Genomic DNA, 23,100 nt, shown 5'->3' with positions numbered 1-23,100 from the left:
AGGAGCGGGCAGAGTGCAGCGCTGGCGTGGCTTGGAGGACATCCCCGAGGGCTGGGGGCGCAGCGTCGTCACCATCGGCTCGTACGACGGAGTGCACCGCGGCCACCAACTGATCATCGGCAAGGCCGTCGCGCGCGCCCGTGAGCTGGGGATTCCCGCGGTGGTCGTGACCTTCGACCCGCACCCCAGCGAGGTCGTGCGCCCCGGCACCCACCCGCCGCTGCTGGCGCCGCACCACCGGCGTGCGGAGCTGATGGCGGGGCTCGGGGTGGACGCCGTGCTGGTCCTCCCGTTCACCAAGGAGTTCTCGACGCTGGAGCCGGCCGACTTCGTGGCCAAGGTGCTGGTCGACAAGCTGCACGCGCAGGTCGTCGTCGAGGGTCCCAACTTCCGCTTCGGGCACAAGGCGGCCGGCACTGTCGCCACCCTCGCCGAACTCGGGACCACCTACGACTACACGGTGGAGGTCATCGACCTCTACGAGCGCGGCGCGGCGGGCGGCGGCGAGGCCTTCTCCTCCACGCTCACCCGCCGGCTGGTCGCCGAGGGCGACGTGGCCGGGGCCAGCGAGGTCCTGGGACGGCCGCACCGCGTCGAGGGCGTCGTTGTACGCGGTGCCCAGCGCGGCCGCGAACTGGGCTTCCCGACGGCCAATGTGGAGACCCTGCCGCACACCGCGATCCCCGCCGACGGCGTCTACGCGGGGCTGCTGCAGGTCGAGGGCGAGGCGATGCCGGCCGCCATCTCGGTCGGCACCAACCCGCAGTTCGACGGGAAGACGCGCACCGTCGAGGCGTACGCCATCGACCGCGTCGGCCTGGACCTGTACGGCCTGCATGTCGGGGTGGACTTCATTGCCTATATCCGGGGGCAGGAGAAGTTCGACACGCTTGATGCGCTGCTGGAGCGGATGGCGGTGGATGTGAAGGTGGCTCGGGGGTTGGTTGCGGGGGTGGAGTAGGCGTTCTTCCCGCCGCTTTTTCCACCGGCATTTTTTCCCCGCCGCCCACCCCCCTTCGGGGGGTGGGCGGGTGTAGTGCTGCGGTAGCCCTTCACGGGGAGCAGGTGTTGTCCCGCGGAGGCCCTTCAGGGCAGGCGCATGCAGCACTGCGGAACCCTCAACTCGGCCGATTTCAGGCACAGTTCGGCCGAGATTCAGTCACTCATCTGAGGGATGACGTGATACGGGCGAGGCCCGGCACCTGACACGTGCCGGGCCCCGCCCTCTTCATGCGCGCTGTCCGCGCCTCACTGCGGAGGCGGCTGCTGCTGCCACCCCGGCCCCAGGCCGCCCTGCTGTTCGGGCTGCGGGGCGTCCGGAGCGGGCTGTTGCTGCTGCCAGTGCGCCGGCGGCTGGGCGGGCTGCTGGGTCCAGCCGCCCTGCTGCGGCGGGTAACCGGCCGGCGGCTGACCCTGCTGCGGCTGACCCTGCTGCGGCTGGCCCTGCTGGGGCTGGGCCTGCTGGGCGTACTGCTGCTGGGCGTACGGATCGCCGCCCATCTGCTGCTGGGCGTACGGGTCGCCCATCTGCTGCTGCGGGTACATCCCCTGCGCCTGCTGTGCCCGCGCGAAGTCCTCGGCCACCAAGGCGGAGAGGTTGAAATACGCCTCGCGGGTCTTGGGCCGCATCATGTCGAGGTCGACCTCGGCACCGGCCGCGAGATGCTCGTCGAAGGGGACGACCACCACGCCGCGGCAACGGGTCTCGAAGTGCGACACGATGTCATCGATCTTGATCATCTTGCCGGTCTCGCGGACCCCGGAGATGACCGTGATGCCGCGCTGCACCAGATCGGCGTAGCCGTGCGCGGACAGCCAGTCCAGGGTGGTGCTCGCGCTGCTCGCACCGTCCACGGACGGGGTGGAGATGATGATCAACTGGTCGGCGAGGTCGAGCACTCCGCGCATCGCGCTGTAGAGCAGACCCGTACCCGAGTCGGTGAGGATGATCGGGTACTGCTGGCCGAGGATGTCGATCGCCCGCCGGTAGTCCTCGTCGTTGAACGTCGTCGAGACCGCGGGGTCCACGTCGTTGGCGAGGATCTCCAGGCCCGAGGGGGCCTGCGAGGTGAACCGGCGGATGTCCATGTAGCTGTGCAGATGCGGGATCGCATGCACCAGGTCACGGATGGTCGCACCGGTCTCGCGGCGCACCCGTCGGCCGAGCGTGCCGGCGTCCGGGTTGGCGTCGATCGCCAGGATCTTGTCCTGCCGCTCGGACGCGAGGGTGGAGCCCAGGGCCGTGGTGGTCGTGGTCTTGCCGACACCGCCCTTGAGGCTGATCACCGCGATCCGGTAACAGGACATCACCGGCGTACGGATCAGCTCCAGCTTGCGCTGCCGCTCCGCCTCTTCCTTCTTCGCGCCCAGCTTGAACTTGGACGGCTGGGCATTGGCACCCGGCTTGCGCTTCTTGGGCTGGTTGCGCAGCAGCCGGTCGGAGGTCAGCTCCACGGCGGCGCTGTAACCGAGCGGCGCGCCGGGGGCGGCCCGCTGCTGCGGCTGCTGCTGACCCGGCTGCGAGTACGAGGCGTAGTTCGCCGCCGCGTTCGGGTCGCCGGCCTGCTGCCCGGGGAGCGGCTGGTACGGGGTCTGCTGTGCCTGAGGCGCTTGCTGGGCCTGCTGTGCCTGGGCCGCCTGCTGGGCTTGCTGTGCCTGCGCTGCCTGCTGTGCCTGGGCGGCCTGTTGGGCCTGCGCTGCATGCTGTGCCTGCTGCGCCTGCGCGGCTTGTTGAGCCTGAGCCTGCGCCTGCTGGGCGGCCTGCTGCTGGGCGTACGCCTGCTGGGCCTGCTGGCCCTGCTGCGGGTAGCCCTGCGCGCCGGTCTGCGGGTAGCCGTACGCGGGCTGCTGCGCGGCCGCCTGGGGCTGCTGGGCGGCCTGCTGCTGACCCTGCTGGGGATAGCCGTACGCCGGCTGCGGATAGCCGTACGCGGGCTGTTGCTGCGGCGCGGGTGCGCCCTGCTGCTGTTGCGGGTAGCCGCCCTGCTGTGCCTGCTGGCCCTGCGGATAGCCGGCCTGCGGATGCTGTGGTGCCTGCTGCTGCGGCTGCTGCACGGGCGCCTGCGGCTGGCCCTGCTGCGCCTGTTGGGCGGCCTGCGCCTGCGCCTGTGCCTGCGGGTCCGCGGGCTGGAACTCCGGCGGCAGCGGCGGCAGCGCGCCCTGGCCGGGTACGCCCTGCGGCCGGCCGTCGGCGGCCGCACCCCACGGTGCGCCCTGCTGGGGACCTCCCTGCTGGGGTACGCCCTGCGGCGGTGTCTGCTGCGGGGCCGCCTGCGGGGGCATGCCGTGCTGCTGTGGCACACCCTGTGCGGGCACGCCCTGCGCGGGCACGCCCTGTTGGGGCATGCCCTGCTGCGAAACCCCCTGCTGCGGCTGCTGGCCCTGCACGGCCTGGGCACCCTGTGCGGCGCCCTCGGGACCGGGCTGGGCGGGCGCGGGCTGCACGGGCGCAGGCTGCGCCACAGCGGTGGCCTCAGGGGCCGGGGCGCCGCCCTCCACGGGGGCGTCGGGCGCAGCCGTGGCCTCGGCCGACGGTGCCGGGTCGGCGGGTGCGGACTCCGGCTCGGACGCGTCGGCCGCCTCCGGCTCCGCGTCGTCCTCGTCGTCGTCCCAGAGCGAGGCCGACGGATCGACACCGGTGCCGGCGCGCCGATTACCGGCAGCGGCACCGGCGTTCGCGTCCGGCGCGGGCGCCTCCGGAGTGACCGGGGGAGCGGCGGCGGCCGGCGCCTCGTTGCCCGCGTCCTGCGGGCGCAGCGTCGGGAATCCGGGCGGTGCGGCGTCCGCGGGCCCGGCCAGCGGCTGGCCCATGGGCGGCCCGACGGGCGGCTGGGCCCCGACGGGCGGAGTGGTGGACGAAGACGCAGGAGGAGCCGCGGGGGAGGCCGCAGCACCCGCGCCGCCACCACTGGTGTCGTTGCTCGCGTACCAGGCCGGCGCGGCGAAGTCGATCTTGAACTCACCGGTCAGGTCGAACTCGGACTGGTCGTCGTCAGGATCGTTTCCGTCCGGACGGAAAGCCTCCTGCTCGTTCACTGTGCCTCCTGGTGTATTGCCACGCACCTGAACGGCAGGACCGGATACAGGCGGATCGATCGGATGTAGCGGAAGTCGGAACACACCACCCGGGGTTGCGCCCACACTAACTGGCGCCATCCCCGTATCGACTGCCGTCGTGCTGTGCTCCTGCGGCTCCCCCACAGCCTAATCAACAGTCGGCACACAGCGGCAGTCGACGTCATGTCGTCTTCGGGCCCTTTCGGCACACTTACGGGCGCACCCGTGGATGCGCCCGTAAGTCGTGCCCGCGGCAGGCTGCCCGCGCCGCGCCGGGCGCGAGGCGGGCAACCGGCCGTGATGCCGGTCAGTCCATCCGGCGCGGCCCGCCGAGCAGGTTGGTCTCCGCCTCCGTGGGCTGGGTCATGACGAACTGGTGGCCGTCGCGCGAGCACCACAGCATGGCGTTGTCGCTGAGCGTCGGCAGCACCGCGCCGACCTGCTCCGGAAGCCGCATGATTCGCGTCACAACGTCCGCCTCCTCGGGCGAAAGCCGCTGCAGACCGACCAGGTCGGCGCGGCTGAGCATCTGCGGCGAGCGCGGCCCGAGGAACGGCAGCACGGTCAGCACCGACTGCCAGGGGCTCGGGGCGAGCTGATTGCGTGGCGGCCGCGCACCCATGTCCCGGACGACCAGCACGGGGCTCGAAACCGACGGTCCCTGGGGGGCGATCTGGCGTACCTCGTGCACCGACACGCACTGCTGTCCGCCGCCCGCAGCCTGTGCCATCTGGCCCCAGACCGGCGGCCGCGCCGTCTCGACCGCGACCCGGGCGCCGGTGGCGACCGTACGCAGCGCCAGCACCTGCGCCATCCACACGCTGCCGACCAGGGCGATCTCCATCGGCGCCGGACGCAGCAGGCTCAGCACGGCAGGCTGGTTCTGCGGGTCGATGCCGATGATCACGCCGTCGTCACCGACCGGCAGGGTCAGCGAGGCGAGCGACTCGGGCGTCAGGACGTGCGGGCGGCGCCGGGGACCGCGCAGACCGAAACCGGGCCGCAGCTTCGGGCCGGCCGGCCCCGCCTGCTCCTCCTCCGGACGCTGCTGGTGCGAGGGCCGGCGGCTGCCGTCGGTGCCCCCGGTCGTATTGCGCCAGCCGTTGCTGCTGGTGTTGACGCGGGGCTGATAGGTGGGAGAGGCCATCAGCGGGTACCTCCGAGGGGAAGCGTGGCCAGCAGGCCGGGCAGCTGTTCCCGGTCGAGCCGGACGAGCCCGACCTTCACGGAACCGGAACGACGCTCCAACTCGCTCTGTGCGGCCGTGAGTTCGTTCTCGCTGCGGGTGGAAAGACGGACGTAACCCGAGATGGCCGGGGCGTGGCCGCCGCCGTGCGTGGCGGTCAGCGCGAAGGTGCTGGCCATCGCCCTGGTGCTGGTCAGCAGCTGGGTGACGGCGGCCAACGGGGCGCCGCCCTGGCCCAGTTGGGGCCACCGGCCGATCCAGTACGTGGAGTGCCAGCGGTCGTCGCAGCGCATGGCCCGGGTCGTTTCCTGGGTACGGCGGGCCGCCCGGCCGTCGCGTCCCATCGCACCGTTGGCCGCGCGCGGGCTGACGCACACGGCGGTACCGATCGCGGCCACGACCTCGCGCTCGTCGAGCACCCGGGCCCGCACCCCGTGCGCGGTCAGCCGGCTGACGAGCTGGTCGGCGGCGCGCAGCAGCGAACGCTTGGCGCCCTCCATCCCGCCGCCGCGGGCCTCGATCGCCTCCGAGCACAGCTCGGGGTCGAGCTTGAGCGCGATCCACGTCAGCTGCAGGGCCGGCGTCTGCGTCTGGGCCTGCAGCGGCGCGTACGAGCGGGCCGCGACGGCCTGTTCGGGCAGATGCGGGGCCGGCGCGGGCTGGGTGTACTGGACGAACTGCACCGATTCGAGGTGGATGTCCTCGATGTCGAGCGCGGTGTGCAGCACATCGAGCGGCAGCATGTGGGTGCCGCGCTGCGGCCGCAGCGGCTCGTCCCGGGCGTCCACCTGGACGAGGGCCGTCAGGAACGTCCCGTCGCCGACGAAGCCGATGGCCCGCTGGTCGGCCTCGGTGGTGAACTCGTAGGTCTGCAGCGCCGGTTCGCACTCCACGACGGGGGCGAAGGCCGGGTCGACGCCCTGGGTGGCCGCGAGTGCGGAGGCGCTGTTCTTGCCGCGGCGCTTCATCGCCCGCACGGTGGTGATCCATTCCGGCAGCGGAATCCGCCGCCGGCGGCCGAGCGCGAAAATGATGAGCACTGCCGCGATCACGATCGCCGCGGTCAGTGCGGCCGGGTGGATCGACCAGCCCACCAACACCAGTGCCACGGCGAGTTCGATGATGGCCAGCTGCTGAACGCGGACACCGCCGATGGTTCCGGCCTGCTGGCGCAGCCGCGGTGCCACCGGACCGGCCGGGCGGGCCGAAGAACTCCGGCCGCCATTTCCTCTGTTGCCCTGAGCTGTACCGTTTTGGTCAGCATTTCCCGCGTATTGCGGTGCAGCAGAAGGCTGTTGCTGCTGTTGCCGCCCATTGCGGCGTCGAGCCCTGGTGGCGCTGGACATCCCCCGGCCTGCTCCTCTACTGGTGGTGTGGCTCTAGGCGTATCGGTCGCCGCTGAGACTGGTGCGTTGGAAGGTGGCACCCGTACCGTACGGGTCGATCGACACACGGCATAGTAGAGGGCGCTGCGGCGAGAGTGCCGGGGGCGGTCGATGTGGATCCAACAGCGGGGAGAGAAAGCAACAATGGCATCACGTCGGGACGAGCTGAATGCGTATTCGTTCGCTCGAAAGCGCACGAATGCGGCATTTCTGAAGCCGCTGCCGAACGGTTCGATCGAGAGTGCCCCCAAGCCGCTGAAGGCGGTGGTGCCGAGCATCGTGATGGGGGTCGTGATGCTCGTAGGATTCGGAGCCTGTGGCATTCTCAAGCCCGTTGCCCCGCAGGGATGGGACACCGTCGGGGCCAATGTCATTGTCGGGTCCGACTCCACCACGCGATATGTTGTCCTCCCCAACACGGACGCCGGCGGGAAAAGCCATAAGCTTCTGCACCCCGTTCTGAACCTCGCCTCGGCCCGACTTCTTCTCGATCCCAATAAGTTCCAGGTCGTCCAGGTCAAGGATTCCGAGCTCGACGGAAAGCTTCCGCACGGTCCGGCCGTCGGTATTCCGTACGCGCCCGACCGCCTTCCCGGCAAGGACGAGGTGGACAAGCCGAAGGTCTGGGCGGTGTGCGACCGTCCCGGCAGCGGCGAGAACAGCAAGCCCCAGCAGACGGTCTTCGTCCTCGGCGGCAAGGACAAGGACCTCGTCGAGGGCAAGGGCAAGCTCGACAACGACCAGGCGCTCTACATCGAGGACCCCAAGGGGCAGCGGTGGCTGGTCGACGAGAAGGGCATGGCCTTCCAGTTCGACGCCACGCTGGGCGGGAAGATCGCGCCGGCGCAGGGTCCGGTGAAGGCCAACAGCGACCTCCAGCGCATCATCTTCGGCGACTCCGCCGAACCGCAGAAGGTCTCCCAGCAGTTCATGGACACCCTCATCAAGAGCCCGGTCCCGATCGCCATGCCCCGTATTTCCGGTGCGCGCCAGCGGACCACCGCCATGGGCGTCCCGGACAGCGTGCGGACCATCGGCACGGTGCTCCAGGCGCGCGACAGCCGGCAGAAGTACGTCGTCCAGGCGGACGGCGTCTACAAGGTGTCCGACTTCGTGGCGAACCTCCTCCTCGAGGGCCAGAACGCCAAGGACGTGCACCCGGACGGCGCCGCGATGAAGCCCGTGGAGGTGTCCACCACGAGCATGACCCTGAAGCAGGACGCCGAGGGTCACGCGGAGACCTACCTGGGCAAGATCCAGGGCACCGATATCGACATGCCGTGGCCGACCGAGACCGTCTCCGCCGCGAACAACTTCAAGCAGGGTTCGCAGACCGGCGGCCTGATCAACCCCACGGACAACGGGGTCTCCTGCAGCGTCTACAAGGGCACCAGCACCAAGTACCCGGGCGAGGCGAACAAGAAGCTGGGATTCCCGAACGGCGTGCCCAACATGCAGACCTGGGTCGGCAAGGACTATCCCGCAAAGATCGCACCGGGTGCGAGCTCGTATGTCACCCCCGGCAACGGGCTGTTGTACCGCCAGGCCTCCACGCCTTCCGCGAAGTTCGGCAGCCTGTTCCTGGTGACCGATACCGGTCTGCGTTACTCCGTTCCCGAGAACAATGACGGGGAGAAGGCCGGCAAGGCCAACCAGGAGGGCGGTCAGTCGCAACTCCGCCTCGGCTACAAGGATGCGCATCCGCCGCTGATCCTGAAGACCTGGTCCGAACTCCTCTCCGCGGGCCCGTCGTTGGACGTTCAAAGCGCCCATAAGCCGCAGGCTTCGTGACGTACGGAGGCCGGGCCGATACCCTTCACGGGAGTATCGCCCCGGCCTCCCGCCAAATCGCGACTTCCGGTTCCTGCGATCTTCTCTTTGTGGTCAGGTCTTTGTGGTCAGGATTTCCCGCTCTGACCGGTAGCACCGCATCTGCCCGAATTCCACGAACACGGTTTCTCTGCGGGCGAGTTGACTATGTAGTGATCCCGCAACAAGAGCCCTCCCCCAGTTGGGAACAGACGTGTGGAGTGGTTAAAGTGGTCGAAGGCGTCAGCAGGAGATGCCCACCACGCAAGCCGGCTCCGTCGGTGCGGCGCGGTACGACGTACAAGTCTCATGGGGGACGTTGACTATGGCTGGTCAGCAGTACACAACCACCGAGGAGGAGATGGTCGCGTTCAGCGGCAAGATCTCCTCGGTCAACCAGTCGATCCAGGGCGAGATCTCGCGCCTGAACACGGTCGTCGACACCATCACGTCCGGGTGGAAGGGTGCTGCGGCCTCCTCGTACAACCAGCTGCAGTCGCAGGTGAACGAGGACGCCAACCGTCTCAACCAGCTTCTGGGTGAGATCAAGGAAGCGATCGACGAGACCACGAAGAACTACTCCGCCTCCGAAGAGGAGCAGGCCCAGTCGATTTCGCACGTCTCCGCTTCGGCTTCCCCGTTCGGATGATGGAGCCGCGCCGCTCCGTGCGGCGCAGCGGCTCAGCGGCCGCAGCACGGGCCAGTCGGGCACTCCCGTCGGCCCGCTGCGGCATGAATCGACCCGGCATCATCAACTCCTGAGGAGACACCATGTCAGGCCAGATCCTCGTAAATTTCGCGACGATCTCGCAGGCCAGTTCCGACGTGCGCGGTACGGCCAACAACATCCGCCAGCAGCTCGACGACCTCGAGGCGGGCGTCAAGAAGATCGCCGCCAGCTGGGAAGGTGCCGCGCAGGAGGGCTACCAGGCCCGCCAGCGCGAGTGGGACCAGCGCGCGGCCTCCCTGCACTCGACGCTCGAGGCCATCGCCAAGGCGCTCGACCAGGCCGCCCAGAACTACCAGGCCACCGAGCACAAGAACTCCGGTATCTGGGCGGGCTGACCTCGCGTCGGCACACGTACGGATAGCGATCGGCTGAGCAGCCCCGACGGCTCGCACAGTGGTCAATGAGGGCGAGCGCGCTGCTTCAGTGCGCTCGCCCTTCTGCCGTCCAAGCCGCCCTCCGCTTCCTCCACGCCTCACTCCCCACCCCCCACTCCTCACTCCTCCTCTCACTCCTCGCCCCTCCCCTTCCGCCCTTCATGGAGAGCAGACAACCCGTGGGATCTCGCGCCATTGGTCATCGAGCCGGGCACCGTCGCCGAACGACGGGCGCCCTGGTTACGGCGGCGTGCATCGTCGGCCTGTCCAGCATCACCGCCGCACCGGCCGTCGCGGACGAGAACGTCCCGCTCAACAGCGGTGAGTGCAAGTTCGGCGCCGACTACATCAAAGAGACCCCGTGGTCGCTGCAGCGCATACTGACCAATCAGATGTGGGCGTACGGAAAGGGGAAGGGAATCCGGGTCGGCGTCGTCGACACCGGTATCGACGCGGGAAACCCCCAGATCAAGGACGCGATCGGCAGCGGCGGCATCTCGCTCGTCAAGGGAAAGCCGAACGACGACAAGGTCGGCCATGGCACCAAAGTGGCAGGCATCATCGCCGCCCGCCCCATGAAGGGTTCCGGCTTCTACGGAATAGCGCCCGAGGCAACCGTCGTCCCCTTCCAGCAGACTTCGCAGGAAAAGCCCGGCACCGCTGACAGCCTCGCGACGGCCATCAAGAAGGCCGTGGACGAGAACGTCGACATCATCAATATCTCGCAGGGAACCGCCGCCGATCCGCGCCTGCTGCCCACCCTTGAGCGAGCGGTCAAGTACGCCGAGATACACGAGGTTCTCATTGTCGTCTCGGCCGGCAACGGCGGCGCCGACGGCGGGGAGAAGGACATGTGGCCCGCGGCCTACTCGGAGAAATACTCCAATGTCCTCGCAGTGGCCGCCTCGGACCGGAACAACGAGCGGGCACCCTTCTCCCAGTCCGGAAAGTTCGTCCAGATCGCCGCGCCGGGCGTCGACATGGTTTCCACCGTCCCCGACGGCGGAAACTGCGTCGACCAGGGCACCAGCTTCGCCGCCCCCTACGTCGCGGGAGCCGCGGCCCTGCTCAAGGCGAAGCACACCAAGTGGACTCCGCAGCAGCTCATCTGGCAGCTGGAAAAGACCGCCGAGCGCGTGCGGCCGAACCGGAACGACTTCATCGGCTGGGGCGTCGTCGATCCGGTGGCGGCCCTCAACGACGACACGGTGCCCACCGGAGAGCCCAAGCCGGACAAGCCCTCCAACGTGGCTGACGGCTCCAACATCCATCCGGTCGCCGTCGCCCTCGGCGAAAGCCCCGAGGACCGACGCGCCCGCTATTCCATCTACATTGTCGGCGGCGGACTTCTCGCCGTCGGCACGGTAGTTGGCTCCGCCATCGCACTCCGCGACTGGCGGCGAAAGACTGGTTTGCGAACACACGGGGAGGCTTAATCATGGCTCATGGGCAGTACGGGGTTGATCTGGATGCCTTGGACCAGGTCATCAAGGAGCTCAACCATGTCCTCAAGGAGATGGGCGACTCGAAGAGCACGGCCACGAACAGCACCTACCTTCCGAAGGGCTCCTTGGGCGAGGGATTCAAGGAGGAGGCGGAACTCTATGGCGCTCACGCGAAGATGAAGGGCGAGATCGAAAAGATGATGCACATGGTCGAGGGTCTCGTCGACACTTTCGGGAAGAAGTCGCACAAGGTCAGGGGCGCTTACCAGGACGCGGAAGCGGATAACTCGATCTCCATGTCCGGTCAGTGACGTCAGCCGACGGAATGTAGTGACAGGCATGTTCGTGACGGAGTGGGGGACAGCAGATGGCATCGAAGGGCAGTGAGTTCAAGCCGGCAAAGGTCAATGTGCCGGAGCCACCTAAGAAGGCGGAAAAGGGATCGGGGGAGGCTCAAGAAGTCGGCCACGACGTCATCGCGAGTCGCCCTCAGTTCACTGAAAAGGGACTCAACGACCTCAAGCAGATGGTGGCGGGGGCCAACCCGACAGAGGTTGGCAATGTCGCCAAGGGCTGGCGGGACGTCCGAGTTGCACTGGTCGGCGAAGGCTGGGACGGAGGCATCAAGAAGCACTTCGATGATGCAGTGCAGAAGGTCCTGCAGACCTGGCACGGTTCTTCTGCCGATCAGTTTGCCGCATCGGCGCAAAAGATCAGCGATAACTTCGCGAATCTCGCACTGTATCCGCACAACACCGGCGAGGTTCTGCGACAGATCGGCGACAACCTCAAGGACGTCCAGAAGTTCGTCGACGAGGTCAAGGAGCCGAGTGGGTGGGAGAGCAAGGAAGACTGGCTCGCTGATAAGGCCAGTTCCGGTGTCGGTAAGGGTGCAGCGATCGGGAACACCCTCATGCCGGGTGGAGGCGGTGCCCTGGTCGGCGGCCTTGTCGGTGGGATGGTCGGCGGCGATGGTCGGGATGACTCGCAGCTGAAGGTTGACCTCCAGAATCCGAAGATGAGCATCTGGGATGCCATGGAGAAGAACCGCACCAGCTTGTCGCTGGGGAAGGAGCGTCAGCTGCAGGCTGCTCACTATATGGAGCAGTTGGGGACGACGTACCGAGCGGGGTCGAAGGCCCTTGCATCCAGTGGTGGGATCGAGGACGAACGCATCAAGCCGCCGAACCACGACGGTGATGGTGGTGGTGGGGCCATTCCAGGCATTGGTGCATTTGGTCCAATGCCGTCCACGCCGAAGACAGGCGCACCGACGGGGAAGATGCCGGGGATGAAGGGCGGCGGGTACACGACGCCGCAGCCGATGGAACCGCCGCGCCCGCATGGCATCGATGGTGGCGTCGGCAGCGTCCCGAAGGCTCCTGCACCTCACATCGGGACCGGTCTTGACGGTCTCCAAGGAGGAACCGGTCCGGGCATTGGCGGCGCCGGTGGTGGCGGTGTCGGCGGCGGCGTGGGTACTGGCGGCTTGGGCGCAGGCTCCGGAAGCATCGGCTCCGGGTCTGGCCCGGGCGTCGGCGGCTCCGGCGCGCCGGGGATGGTCGGAGGTCTCGGTGCTGGTGGCGCTCGTGCCGGTGGCGCGGGTGCTGGAGCGGGCGCACGGGGCGGCCGCGCCGGCATGCCAGGCATGGGTGGAGCCGCTGGCGCCGGCAAGGGTGCTGGCGCAAAGGGTGCTGGCGCTGGCGGTAAGGGCAGTGCGTTGGCACGTCAGAAGGGCGGTGTCGTCGGCGGGAAGGGCGGCAAGCTCGGAGCCGGTGGGCAAGGAGGATCTGGCTTGCACCGCAGTCGTGGCGGCACGCAGCAGGGTGCTTCTGGCGGTCGCCGCCCGGCAGGGATGGCCGGCGCGCATGGTGCTCACGGAGCAAAGGGTAAGGACAAGGGCGGAGAGAACGGCCAGCGCCCGGACTACCTGGTAGAAGAAGAGGAGACTTGGACGCCTGAGCGCAACGTGGCGCCCAAGGTCATCGAGTAGGGACCTGCCAGTCCAGATAAGGTGCTCGGCGGAATCGAGGTGGGGCCCGCAGTCCTCGGGCTGCGGGCCCCACTGTCGCTACGGAGAGGTGTACAGCATGAGCTTCACGCGGACGCTGCGTGCGGTGGGCGGCGCGGTGGTGGCGGGAGCACTGCTCTTCGGCGCCGCGCCGACTGCTTTGGCGGACCAGATCAGAGATGATCAGTGGCCACTCAAGGCTTTCGACGCTGCGAGCATCTGGAAGGAGTCGACGGGCAAGGGCGTCACGGTCGCAGTCGTCGATGATCCTGTCTACGGCAGCCATCCGGATTTGAAGGGAAATGTGCTGCCGGGGAAGAGCTTCATCGACGGTGGGCGCGGTGATCAGGAAGGTAGAAAAGATCACGGCACTGGGATGGCCTCACTCATCGCTGGACACGGACATGGTGCAGGAAATGCCGATGGAGTGATGGGCCTCGCTCCAGACGCGAAGATTCTTCCCGTTGGAAGGCCTGAGGTCGGCGCTGGGGTGGAGAATTCTGGCCTTGGTGAGTGGATCAGGTACGCAGTTGATCACGATGCATCAGTCATCAATCTCTCCATCGCTCCCGCGTTTCTCACCGATTCGGATAAAGAAGCGCTGGCCTACGCCGGCAAGAAGGACGTCCTGGTTGTAGCGGGTGCCGGCAATGATGGGGAGAGCAAGCTGACGCCATTGGCGGCTTCACCGGGAGTCGTGTCCGTAGGGGCAGTGGACAAAACTGGAAAGCCTTGGGTGAAGTCCAACTCAGGTAGCCAGATGATGCTTTCAGCCCCCGGTGTAGAGATCACTTCTGCTTCTGCATCGGGCTCGGACCCCTATCATCTGGCGGACGGTACGTCTGACTCCACGGCCTATGTCTCGGCCGCTGCGGCACTCCTACGTTCGAAGTTCCCTGATCTGTCCGCAGGTCAGATCGCCAACCGGCTTGTAAAGTCTGCTGGCCTGCCGCCAGGAAAGAAGGACCTTGAACTTCCCGACCCGCACTATGGGTATGGCTTCATCCAGCCGTTGAAGGCGCTGACTGCCGATATCCCCGCCGGCTCCAAGAACGGCCCGCTGAAGACGCCGAAGGCTGATTCGTCCGCAGGCGTGGGCGGTGCGAGTGCAGGTGGTGGCAGTCAGCAGGCGAGTGGCGAGAAGGATGGGGGCCTTGGTACGGGTGCCATCGCGGGTATTGCGGTTGGTGTCCTCGTTGTCGTCGCGGTCATCGTCATTGTCGTTGTCCGGCAGAAGAAGAATGGCCGTAACGGCCCGCCCAATGGTGGTCCCGGTGGCTTCGGTGGCCCTGGGTTCGCGCCTCAGCAGCCTGGTCCTTACCAGCAGCCTGGACCGTACCAGCAGCCCGGTCCGTATCAGCAGCAGCCCAGCGCGCCCGGTTCGTACCCGCCGGCGCCGCCCACCCAGCCCCCTGGTCAGTAGGGCTGTGACGCAGAGGAAGCGGAAACCGTAGCGGAAAGGTATTGGGGTCCGTGGCCTTCGGGCTGCGGGCCCCACTGTGCTAGTGAGAGGTGTACGGCATGAGCTTCACGCGAACGCTGCGTGCAGTGGGCGGCGCGGTGGTGGCGGGAGCACTGCTCTTCGGCTCCGCGCCGGCTGCTTTGGCGGATCAGATCAGAGATGACCAGTGGCCGTTGAAGTCGTTTGATGCTGAGAGTGTATGGCAGGTGTCAACGGGTAAAGGCGTCACCGTTGCTGTGCTCGACCATCCCGTCAAAGGCGATCACCCCGACTTGAAAGGCAACGTCCTGCCAGGGAAGGACGTTGAACACGGCGGTCCTGCCAATCAAGAACAAGAGGAGGATCACGGCACAGCGATGGCGGCCATCATCGCTGGTCATGGCCACGGTGCTGGCAATTCAGAAGGTGTGAAGGGCCTGGCCCCAGACGCCAAGATTTTGCCCGTAGGTCTCCCCGTCGAAGTGGGTGACGTGCCGGACCCGAACTCGGACCCCTTGGCCGACGCAGTGAAATACGCTGTCGATCATGGCGCATCCGTCATTAACATGTCATTTGGGTGGCCAGTCCTAAGCGAGGAAGAGAAGCAGGCTCTTTCTTACGCGGGGAAGAAAGATGTCCTCCTCGTTGTTGCGACAGGCAACGACGGCGCAGGCCGCCTTGATCAGTTGACTTCCCACCCGGGAGTAGTCGCTGTTGGTGCAGTCGACAAGGCCGGTAAAGTGTGGGAGAAGTCGAATTATGGCCCGCAGACTATGCTGACCGCGCCTGGGACGTTCATTCGATCTGCGGCGTCAAATACGCCGTATGAGCTGGCGAATGGCACCTCTGACTCTGCAGCGTATGTCTCGGGTGCAGCAGCCCTATTGCGCTCAAAATTCCCTGACTTGACTGCCGGCCAGATCGCCAACCGCCTCGTCAAGACGGCTGCTCTGCCGCCGGGGCAGGAGAGTCTGCAGCTCCCGGACCCGCACTATGGGTATGGCATCATCCGCCCGTACAGTGCGCTGACGAAGGACGTTCCTACTGGTTCCAAGAATGGTCCGCTGAGGATTCCCAAGGACGCATCGTCTGCGGGCCGGTCGAATGCTCCTGGTGCATCGAGTAATGGTGGCGACCAGGCCAGCGACCAGAAGGACAGTGGGCTCGGTACTGGCGCGATTGTGGGTATCGCGGTCGGTATTCTCGTCGTAGTCGCGATCATCGTCATCATCGCGGTCCGGTCGAAGAATCGACGCAATGGCCCGCCGCCCGGCGGCCCTGGTGGCTACGGCGGTCCTGGCGGCCCCGGCTTCGCCCCGCAGCAGCCCGGTCCGTACCAGCAGCAGCCTGGCCCCTACCAGCAGCCTGGTCCGTATCAGCAGCAGTCCGGCGCGCCCGGTTCGTACCTGCCGGTGCCGCCCACACAGCCGCCTGGTCAGTAGGGCTGTGACGCAGAGGAAGCGGAAACCGTAGCGGAAAGGTATTGGGGTCCGTGGCCTTCGGGCTGCGGACCCCACTGTGCTAGTGAGAGGTGTACGGCATGAGCTTCACGCGAACGCTGCGTGCAGTGGGCGGCGCGGTGGTGGCGGGAGCACTGCTCTTCGGCTCCGCGCCGGCTGCTTTGGCGGATCAGATCAGAGATGACCAGTGGCCGTTGAAGTCGTTTGACGCTGAAAGCGTGTGGAAGGCGTCAACGGGCAAGGGCGTCACGGTCGCAGTGATCGATGTCCCTGTTAACGGCGATCATCCGGACTTGAAAGGCAGTGTCCTGCGGGGAAAGGACATTGAAAACGGCGGGCCTGCCAATCATCAAGATCAAGATAATCATGGCACATCGATGGCTTCCGTCATCGCTGGCCACGGGCACGGTGCTGGCGGTTCAGAAGGAGTGAAGGGGATCGCCCCGGGCGCCAAGATTTTGCCAGTAGGGATGCCGTCTGAGGATGAGATCTCGAACTCGGGGGGCCTGGCTGAGGCGTTGAAGTATGCCGTTGACAACGGTGCTTCTGTCGTCAACATGTCGATTGGTCAATCTTACGTTTCGGAAGATGTGAAGCAGGCAATTTCCTATGCCAACAAGAAGGATGTCCTTCTGGTGGCAGCGACAGGAAACTCGGGAAGTGAAATTGATCCCTTGGCTGCCTCTCCGGGGCTTCTGGCAGTCGGTGCGGTTGACAAGACGGGTCAGGTGTGGCAGGACTCAAATTATGGTCCCCAGACCATGCTGACCGCGCCTGGCGTGCATATCCGGTCTGCGGCGGCATCCAAGCCGTATCGTTTGGCGGACGGTACGTCGGATGCGACAGCGTACGTTTCGGGTGCGGCGGCGCTTCTCCGTTCTAAGTTCCCCGACCTAACTGCTGGGCAGATCGCCAATCGCCTTGTGAAGACGGCTGGCCTACCGCCAGGGCAGGAAGGAATAAAGCTCCCGGACCCGCACTACGGGTACGGCTTCATTCGACCTCTGCGTGCGCTGACGAATGACATCCCTGCTGGTTCCAAGAACGGTCCGCTGAGGATTCCCAAGGACGCGTCGTCTGGGGGCAAGGATGGGGCGAATGCTCCTGGCGCATCGAGTAATGGTGGCGATCAGGCCAGCGAGCAGAAGGACAGTGGGCTTGGTGCCGGCGCGATTGTGGGTATCGCGGCCGGTGTTCTCATCGTAGTCGCGATCATCGTCATCGTCGTGGTCCGGCAGAAGAGGAATGGCCGTAACGGCCCGGCCAATGGTGGTCCCGGTGGCTTTGGCGGCCCTGGGTTCATGCCCCAGCAGCCCGGTCCGTTTCAGCAGCCGGCCCCCTACCAACACCCCGGTCCGTATCAGCAGCCGGGGCCCTACCAACAACCCGGCCCGTATCAACATCAGCCGGGCGCTCCGGGAGCGTTCCCGCCGGTGCCACCGCCTGTCCAGCCGCCTGGACAGTGAGGGCAGTAGCCGCGTGAAGGAAGTGACTTGGGGTCCGCAGTGTTCAGGCTGCGGACCCCAAGCCTTGTTGGACGAGAGTGAGGGAACGAGCTTTGACCCGCCTCATCGTGCCCGCGGTGAGAGCAGGTAGCTGTGCCTGACGAGGCTGCGCGCCGGATGGCGCGGCTCCTGCAAGTGCTTGCGGTCTGCGTGGCGTTCGCCCGCGTTCCGGCCTTCGGGATCCGGGCGTTGGAGGTCAGCCGAACACCGAGCGGACCTCGTCCGTGAGGTCCTGGTGGCGGGTGGCGGCGCCGCCGGTGTGGCGGTCGGTGTGGCGCTGAGCGGCGTTCAGGCCTCGGTTGGTGAGGTCTTCCTTGGCGTGGTCGACGTAGGTGCCGGGGTCGGCGAGGCTGGTGACGCCGTCCTTGTACTCCTGGGCGCCTTCCTTGAGGCCGTCGACGTATTCGCCGGCCTTCCCCTTGCCGATGTCGGCAGTTTCGCCCCAGTCGATTCCGTCGCGGGCGCCGAAGTGACTCTCGATGCTCTGCTGGGCGACGTTCTGGGCCATCTCCGTGGCGGCCTCTTTGGCCTTGTTCTTGCCCTCTTCGACGATCTTGTCCTTGGCGATTTCCTTCGCCTGGTCGATGACCTTGTCCTTGACGGTTTCCTTGACCGTCTTCTTGACGTAGTCCGTCGCCAGTTTGCGGGCTTCCTTGGAAACGGCCTTCCCCGCCATCTTCTTGATGGCGTCCATGGTGGCGTGTTCCATGGCCTTGGTGGCCGCCTCCATGACCTCGCGTTTGATCTTGTCGAGGATCTGGCGGACGATCAGGCGGGTCGCCTGGGTGGCGCCTGCGGCGCCGATCTCGGAGAGGCCCAGGGTGAAGGGTGCGGCGGCCTGGGCCGCGATGATCTCGGCGGCCAGCATGACGAGCTGGACGATGACCGCGATCTTTCCGGCGAGTACGGCGATGGCCGCCGCGTCGAAGGCGACGGCGATGACTTCCGCCGCCGCGGCGGCATCGCGGAGATAGTTGTCCCCGCCGTCCCCGCCGCCGGAGAAAGAACCCCATTCCTGCGAAAAGCCCTCGATCGCCTCGCCGGAGTTGGCGGAGAGGACTTCGTTGGCTGCTGAAGAACCCTGGGACGACGCCTGGTTGACGGACTCGGCAAAGTTGCGCCAGACCTGGGCGCACTCATGGAGCTTGTCCTCGTCGGCGTCCGGCCAGTTGTAGCCGAGGAGGTCCAGGACCCAAGCCACCTCGCTTGGCAGCGTCAATGACACAGTGATCGTCCCCCGTGCAGTTTTAACCGATTGCGGAGCAATGGAGAGAGAATGGGAATTAGGAAGGAGAGAGGAGAGCGCAGGCCGCCGCCGGCGCCAGTGGTGTGCGGCGGGCCGGAGTTCAGATGGCCGGGCGGCCGATCGCGCTGATGGTGTGGATGCCCTGCTCGTCGGATTGGGTGTACGAGCCGGCTATGTGCTGCAACTTGTCGCCGATACCTTCGAGGTGCTCGCCCAAGGAGCCCATCGACTCGAACATGCCGTCCCGGATGGGCGTGTAGATCGTTTCGAAGATGTCGCCGAAGTCGCAGTTCTCCCACGGGCTGCCGAGGCTTTCAAGGTCGTCCTGTAGCGTCTTCGACGCCTTGGAGAAATCACTGCCGATGTGGACGAAGGCAGTGCCCTGTGTGCGCAGCACATCCGGATCTACGTCGAATGCCTTGCCTGCCACTCTTGCCCCCGTGCTGCCGTGTATACCGCGCAGAAATCTGTCGCGTCTTTAGTGATTCCACCCTAGGTGATCTCAATCCAGGCACGTCAAGGCAAGGAGTGTGGAGGGAGCGTGGGCATTTTGACATCGAACAGCCTTGTGGCGGTGGGGAATTGGGCCTCCTGCGGGTATTGATGGCACTTGGGTGGGGTGAGCGGTCGCCGGAGTGGTGACGTCCAGAGTCGGTGACGCCCGGAGTCGGTGGCGCAGAGCCGGCGGGCCGTCGAGGGTGGCCGGGGGGTCCGCAGGGGGAGTGGCGGGTGCGGACGATCACCGGTCCCGTAGCATTCCCGCTCATGGACATGCCCGGCAATGAAGAGCCCCTGCCCGACAGCCGCGTGGGGCTGACGCCGCGTCAGGCGAGGGGGATACGCATCGTCCTGGCCTCGGTGCTGATGGTGGCGATGGCGGTGGTGCTCGTGGTGCGCCTGGCGTCGCGTACGTCGGTGCTGGTGGTCGGGGTGTACGGGGCCGCGCTAGTGCTCTGCGGCGTGGTGATCGAGCTCAGCCGGCACGGGCGTACCCGGCTCGGTACCTGGTTGCTGGGTCTCGGTCTGGCGGCGGCACTGGCCGCGGACTGGCTGCTGTTGCCCTGAGGGGAGCGGTCCGATCTAAAGAGGCCCCTTGCGTTGGCCTCGTAGAGCCGCCCCCTCCCCGTACGCTCAGAACAACCCGTGCCACATCTGCTCGATGATCAGCGACCACCAGTTGCCCTCGTCGTCCAGGGCCCAGGAGTCGATGGCCGCGAGCTGCTCCTGGAAGGCGGCGACCGCCGCACCCGCTGCGTACGGGTCCATGCCCGGCATCTGCCGGCGCGTGGTCACCAGCAGGGCGAGGGAGCGGAGATATGCGGACAGGGTGCGGTTGACGAAGCGGCCGCCGCCCGAGGTCGGTTGGACGGCCCAGACGGTACCGAGCAGGCTCTGGTTGTTCTCCGGGGCGACGCATTGGACGGCGAGCGTGTAGAGCCCGTCCGTGCCGATCCGGACGTAGCCGGCGAGGGTCGCCAGCTTCTGTTCCCGGGCCTGGGTGCCGGTGGTGCGCAGGTGGGTCGCCACGTCGGTGAACAGCCCGCCGGCGGGCGGGGTGTCGGGCCGGTCGGCGGTGAAGAAGAACGGCACCGCGGTGGGCAGCCCGGACCAGGTCAGAGTGTTCTTCGTGGGCTGGGGCAACTGGGTCGCGGCGAGGTCGTCGGCGTCCGGGCGGTGGACGCCGTCGGGGCCGAAGACCTCCACGAGGTGCTTGCCGAGGGCCACGTCCCGTACCGCCGGGGCGGCCGCGACGTCCTGTGGCACCGGCAGCCGGTGCGGGCGCGGCGGCGCGGGGCGGCCCGCCATCACGTGCATCAGCTCGACGTGCCGCAGCAGCCCGGCGACGCCCTCGGCGCGCTCCTCGGGGCGCATGCCGTAGCCCTCGGTGCAGGAGAAGGCGGCGTTCGGGAAGGTGCGGAGGACGAAGTCGGCGGGGTAGCCGCCGGGCAGCAGGGCCGAGCGCAGATCGGTGTGGAACGCGCGGACGTCCGCGGGCCGTACGCCCAGCCGCCGCAGCTCGTCATGGAGCTGGAACTCGACGGGCGGCGCGCCGGGCGCCGAGACGCGGGCGAGGGTGGTCTCCTCGCCGGTCGCCGGGTCGGGGTAGGTCGCGACGGCGGTGTTGCCGGGGCCGGTGACCGGCGGCTCGGCGGGCGCCGCCGGGGCGGTGCCCGGACCCGTACCGTGCTCCTGCCGGTACATACCGACCTCCTTCGCCTGGTCGATCACGGGCGGTTTCCTTCGAGGCCGTCGGACGCAGCGGAGTCGGCGGCGCCGGTGCGCTGGGCCGGCACGGTGGGAGCGTGCGGCGGCGCGGCGAGGATCTGCCGGGCGGTGACACCGCGTTCGGTGGCGATGACGAGCACGCCGTCCGGGGAGAGGTCGGCGCCGGTGATCGGGGTGTCCGAGACCAGGGTGGCCACCACCTCCCGGTTCGCGCGCGCCCAGACCTGCAGAGAGTCGGGGCCGGGGGTGAATGCGAAGGGCGCGGCCGCCCGGGCCTCTTCGGAGGGAGGCCGCACGTGTGCCGGATCGGCGTCGACGTACCCGGGGCGCAGCAGGTCGTGGACGAGCAGCGCCCCCGTGGCCCCGCCCTCGGAGGCGTCGCCGCCCGGGCCGGGGACCGTACGGGAGCCGGGGGTTCCCTCGGGAACGACGAAGGTGGCGACGGGGCGGGAGGCGGGTGCGCCGGACGCCGGCCCGGAGTCGACGACGCTGCCGTCGGTCCCCGCGCCGGCTGCCGCAGCGGCCGTCGTACCGTCCGGGGCCGCGGCGTCCGGTGCGCTGCCCGCCGGTACGCCGTCCGCGTCCGCCGGCGTGAGGGCACCGGTCGTCACCGCGCGGACGCCGGCCAGCGGCACGCTCCACAGCGTGCGCCAGGGCAGGGGGAAGCCGAGCCGGTGCAGTGCCTCCGCATACGGAGCCAGCCCGTCCTCGACGAACGCGGACTCCAGGAACGCGGCCCGCAGGCCGGCCGGTGCCTGGGAGCGGGTGAGCAGCGGAGCGGTGCGCAGGTATGTCCGGGCCGGTGCGCCCAGTTGGTCGAGCGGTACGGCCTCGATGGCGGCCCGCATCGCCACCGGGTCGGCGTGCGCGAACAGGCCCGGGTCGGTGAGGAGTTGGGGGAGCAGTCCGGCCTCAAGGGTGTGTGCTGCGAGGTGGTCGCTGATGTAGGGGTCGGCGCGGGACCAGTCCTGCTGGGGCACCGCATCCAGCAGCGCCATGGCGATCCTGGTCTGGGCGCCCGGGACGTCCGGCAGCCCGGCGCGGATCTCCTCGGCGATCCCCGGGTGCAGCAGGCGCAGCAGCGTACGGTCACCGTCGGCGGTGTCCCCGTCCGTCGCCCCGTCGTTCGCCTCGCCCGTCGCCCCGTCCGCCTTCCCGTCGTTCGCCTCGTCCCTCGCCGAGCTCCCGGCCGGCTGGAGGAACGGCGCGGCCAGCGGCATGCCGTCGGCGAGATCGCGGCTCATGTCCCGCCCGGCGACGGCGTCGGCCAGCGGCCCCCACAGCTGGACGGGCAGCCCCGCACCCTCGGCGAACGCGAGTGGCGCCAGCATCAGCCGGAGGGTCTGCGGGTCGGCGCCCAGCCGGCGGGCATGCATGTCCAGTGCCTCGCCGATGCTGCCGGGCAGCGTCGACGGGTCCGCCGGTTCGACGCCCTCGGGCCGCATGACCAGCGACTGCACGGCGAGCTGGAGCGTCAGCCGGTTGCCGTCCGCACGCTCGGCCAGGGCCTCGGCGAGCGCCCGGCGGGCCGACGGATCGGTGCAGAAGGGGAGTTCCGGCGGCCCGAGGGCGAGCGCGGCCTCGGCGTGCCGCACCAGGCCCTCGGGGTCGGCCCACTCGGGGTCGTCGAGATCGATGATCCGCACCTGGCCGGACGGCAGCGCCGCCGCCAGCTCCGCGGCCGGCCCGCGCGGCACATCGGCCAGCAACTGCACCGTGGTGGTGGCGGCGAGCGGCTTGAGGACGTCCCGGACGACGCGGGCCGGCTCGTCCGCGGCGCGCACCGGTCCGGCCCGGTCGACATCCGGCACCACAATCGTCACCGGCTCTTCACGGGCGGCGAGTTCGGTGCAGATGTCTTCGCTGCGGGCCGTGCTCAGCTCGAAGTGGTCGGCGAGGAGTCCCAGCAGCTGTGCCGCGGTGCGCCCCTCGGGGCTCGGCACGGCGGGCGCCGGCAGGTCCGGCGGCACCGTCGCCGGGTCCATGGCGTCCAACGGCAGCTGCTTGCGGAAGCGCGGGTCACACAGCATCAGGAAGCCGGTGAGCAGGCGCGAACGGCCGCTGCCCGGGCTTCCGGTGAGCACGATGACGCGCGGTGCGCCCGGCCACCGCATACGCCACGCCGCGAGCGCACGGAGCACGGAAGTGCGGCCGCCGATGTACGGATGCGGTGCATATCCGCTCGCCCCGGCGATTCCTTCGTCTGAGGCGCTCATGACTCCCTCG

The 23,100-nt window shown here is 68.0% G+C and carries 18 protein-coding genes; 11 read left to right on the top strand and 7 right to left on the bottom strand.

Annotated elements, in window-relative coordinates:
• Nucleotides 1–13 precede the first annotated feature (13 nt).
• On the top strand, nt 14–961 hold the full coding sequence (locus CPH93_RS08830) for a bifunctional riboflavin kinase/FAD synthetase (RefSeq protein ID WP_096212484.1): 948 nt from the start codon (nt 14–16) through the stop codon (nt 959–961).
• 287 nt (nt 962–1,248) lie between these two features.
• Here CPH93_RS08830 and CPH93_RS08825 read toward each other — a convergent pair whose 3' ends face one another.
• The 3 genes from CPH93_RS08825 to eccE form a co-directional block, all read right to left on the bottom strand.
• Nucleotides 1,249–4,035, bottom strand: a complete 2,787-nt coding sequence (locus CPH93_RS08825) for an SCO5717 family growth-regulating ATPase (RefSeq protein WP_096212483.1) — start codon at nt 4,033–4,035, stop codon at nt 1,249–1,251.
• Between the two features lie 328 nt (nt 4,036–4,363).
• Complete coding sequence (locus CPH93_RS08820; RefSeq protein ID WP_096212482.1) at nt 4,364–5,203, bottom strand: hypothetical protein; 840 nt, start codon at nt 5,201–5,203, stop codon at nt 4,364–4,366.
• Nucleotides 5,203–6,429: a type VII secretion protein EccE gene (gene eccE / locus CPH93_RS08815; protein ID WP_093485436.1), complete on the bottom strand. Its 1,227-nt coding sequence runs from the start codon at nt 6,427–6,429 to the stop codon at nt 5,203–5,205. The genes CPH93_RS08820 and eccE overlap by 1 nt, the downstream gene beginning before the upstream one ends.
• 342 nt (nt 6,430–6,771) lie before the next feature.
• Here eccE and eccB point away from each other — a divergent pair, with 342 nt between their 5' ends.
• The 9 genes from eccB to CPH93_RS08770 all read left to right on the top strand — a co-directional run bounded on the left by eccB (nt 6,772) and on the right by CPH93_RS08770 (nt 17,363).
• Entirely contained in the window at nt 6,772–8,418 is a 1,647-nt protein-coding gene (eccB, locus tag CPH93_RS08810; RefSeq protein WP_096212481.1) for a type VII secretion protein EccB, read from the top strand.
• 343 nt (nt 8,419–8,761) lie between these two features.
• A complete protein-coding gene (locus tag CPH93_RS08805; protein WP_006602761.1) occupies nt 8,762–9,085 on the top strand; it encodes a WXG100 family type VII secretion target in 324 nt (107 codons plus the stop codon).
• A 122-nt stretch (nt 9,086–9,207) separates the two neighbouring features.
• The gene (locus CPH93_RS08800; RefSeq protein ID WP_006602760.1) at nt 9,208–9,501 is read left to right on the top strand and encodes a WXG100 family type VII secretion target; all 294 of its coding nucleotides are present in this window, start codon (nt 9,208–9,210) and stop codon (nt 9,499–9,501) included.
• A gap of 218 nt (nt 9,502–9,719) precedes the next feature.
• A complete protein-coding gene (mycP, locus tag CPH93_RS08795) occupies nt 9,720–10,976 on the top strand; it encodes a type VII secretion-associated serine protease mycosin (protein WP_093485438.1) in 1,257 nt (418 codons plus the stop codon).
• Nucleotides 10,977–10,978: 2 nt separating this feature from the next.
• Nucleotides 10,979–11,296: a hypothetical protein gene (locus CPH93_RS08790; protein ID WP_096212480.1), complete on the top strand. Its 318-nt coding sequence runs from the start codon at nt 10,979–10,981 to the stop codon at nt 11,294–11,296.
• Between the two features lie 56 nt (nt 11,297–11,352).
• Complete coding sequence (locus CPH93_RS37235; protein WP_159394984.1) at nt 11,353–12,978, top strand: hypothetical protein; 1,626 nt, start codon at nt 11,353–11,355, stop codon at nt 12,976–12,978.
• Between the two features lie 97 nt (nt 12,979–13,075).
• Nucleotides 13,076–14,419 (top strand): S8 family serine peptidase, encoded by a 1,344-nt coding sequence (locus tag CPH93_RS08780; RefSeq protein ID WP_173909752.1) that lies wholly within the window; start codon nt 13,076–13,078, stop codon nt 14,417–14,419.
• Nucleotides 14,420–14,517: 98 nt separating this feature from the next.
• On the top strand, nt 14,518–15,879 hold the full coding sequence (locus CPH93_RS08775; protein ID WP_173909751.1) for a S8 family serine peptidase: 1,362 nt from the start codon (nt 14,518–14,520) through the stop codon (nt 15,877–15,879).
• 98 nt (nt 15,880–15,977) lie between these two features.
• Nucleotides 15,978–17,363 carry a S8 family serine peptidase gene (locus CPH93_RS08770; protein ID WP_173909750.1) on the top strand — a complete coding sequence of 462 codons (1,386 nt, stop codon included), beginning with the start codon at nt 15,978–15,980 and terminating at the stop codon, nt 17,361–17,363.
• 235 nt (nt 17,364–17,598) lie between these two features.
• On the opposite strand, the gene CPH93_RS08765 is transcribed toward CPH93_RS08770, so the two are convergent.
• Both CPH93_RS08765 and CPH93_RS08760 read right to left on the bottom strand, forming a co-directional pair.
• Entirely contained in the window at nt 17,599–18,603 is a 1,005-nt protein-coding gene (locus CPH93_RS08765; protein WP_231977243.1) for a WXG100-like domain-containing protein, read from the bottom strand.
• Between the two features lie 145 nt (nt 18,604–18,748).
• Nucleotides 18,749–19,078 (bottom strand): WXG100 family type VII secretion target, encoded by a 330-nt coding sequence (locus CPH93_RS08760; protein ID WP_231977242.1) that lies wholly within the window; start codon nt 19,076–19,078, stop codon nt 18,749–18,751.
• A 335-nt stretch (nt 19,079–19,413) separates the two neighbouring features.
• On the opposite strand from CPH93_RS08760, the gene CPH93_RS08755 reads away from it, so the two are divergent.
• Entirely contained in the window at nt 19,414–19,713 is a 300-nt protein-coding gene (locus CPH93_RS08755; protein ID WP_096215364.1) for a hypothetical protein, read from the top strand.
• Nucleotides 19,714–19,779: 66 nt separating this feature from the next.
• Here CPH93_RS08755 and CPH93_RS08750 read toward each other — a convergent pair whose 3' ends face one another.
• A complete protein-coding gene (locus CPH93_RS08750) occupies nt 19,780–20,877 on the bottom strand; it encodes an SUKH-4 family immunity protein (RefSeq protein ID WP_231977241.1) in 1,098 nt (365 codons plus the stop codon).
• A complete protein-coding gene (locus CPH93_RS08745) occupies nt 20,874–23,090 on the bottom strand; it encodes an ATP-binding protein (protein WP_096215362.1) in 2,217 nt (738 codons plus the stop codon). The genes CPH93_RS08750 and CPH93_RS08745 overlap by 4 nt, the downstream gene beginning before the upstream one ends.
• Nucleotides 23,091–23,100 lie beyond the last annotated feature (10 nt).

This window comes from Streptomyces sp. 2323.1 (genome assembly GCF_900221035.1).
In the GTDB taxonomy this organism is placed as follows: domain Bacteria; phylum Actinomycetota; class Actinomycetes; order Streptomycetales; family Streptomycetaceae; genus Streptomyces; species Streptomyces sioyaensis.
This window is presented reverse-complemented; position numbering and strand designations above follow the sequence as displayed.

Bases quoted from the DNA above. Each gene is read 5' to 3' on its own strand.
- CPH93_RS08770 (WP_173909750.1), top strand. From the start codon at position 15,978: ATGAGCTTCACGCGAACGCTGCGTGCAGTGGGCGGCGCGGTGGTGGCG.
- CPH93_RS08820 (WP_096212482.1), bottom strand. From the start codon at position 5,203: ATGGCCTCTCCCACCTATCAGCCCCGCGTCAACACCAGCAGCAACGGC.
- CPH93_RS08755 (WP_096215364.1), top strand. From the start codon at position 19,414: ATGGACATGCCCGGCAATGAAGAGCCCCTGCCCGACAGCCGCGTGGGG.
- CPH93_RS08800 (WP_006602760.1), top strand. From the start codon at position 9,208: ATGTCAGGCCAGATCCTCGTAAATTTCGCGACGATCTCGCAGGCCAGT.
- CPH93_RS08780 (WP_173909752.1), top strand. From the start codon at position 13,076: ATGAGCTTCACGCGGACGCTGCGTGCGGTGGGCGGCGCGGTGGTGGCG.
- eccB (WP_096212481.1), top strand. From the start codon at position 6,772: ATGGCATCACGTCGGGACGAGCTGAATGCGTATTCGTTCGCTCGAAAG.
- CPH93_RS08745 (WP_096215362.1), bottom strand. From the start codon at position 23,090: ATGAGCGCCTCAGACGAAGGAATCGCCGGGGCGAGCGGATATGCACCG.
- CPH93_RS08790 (WP_096212480.1), top strand. From the start codon at position 10,979: ATGGCTCATGGGCAGTACGGGGTTGATCTGGATGCCTTGGACCAGGTC.
- CPH93_RS08805 (WP_006602761.1), top strand. From the start codon at position 8,762: ATGGCTGGTCAGCAGTACACAACCACCGAGGAGGAGATGGTCGCGTTC.
- CPH93_RS08775 (WP_173909751.1), top strand. From the start codon at position 14,518: ATGAGCTTCACGCGAACGCTGCGTGCAGTGGGCGGCGCGGTGGTGGCG.
- CPH93_RS37235 (WP_159394984.1), top strand. From the start codon at position 11,353: ATGGCATCGAAGGGCAGTGAGTTCAAGCCGGCAAAGGTCAATGTGCCG.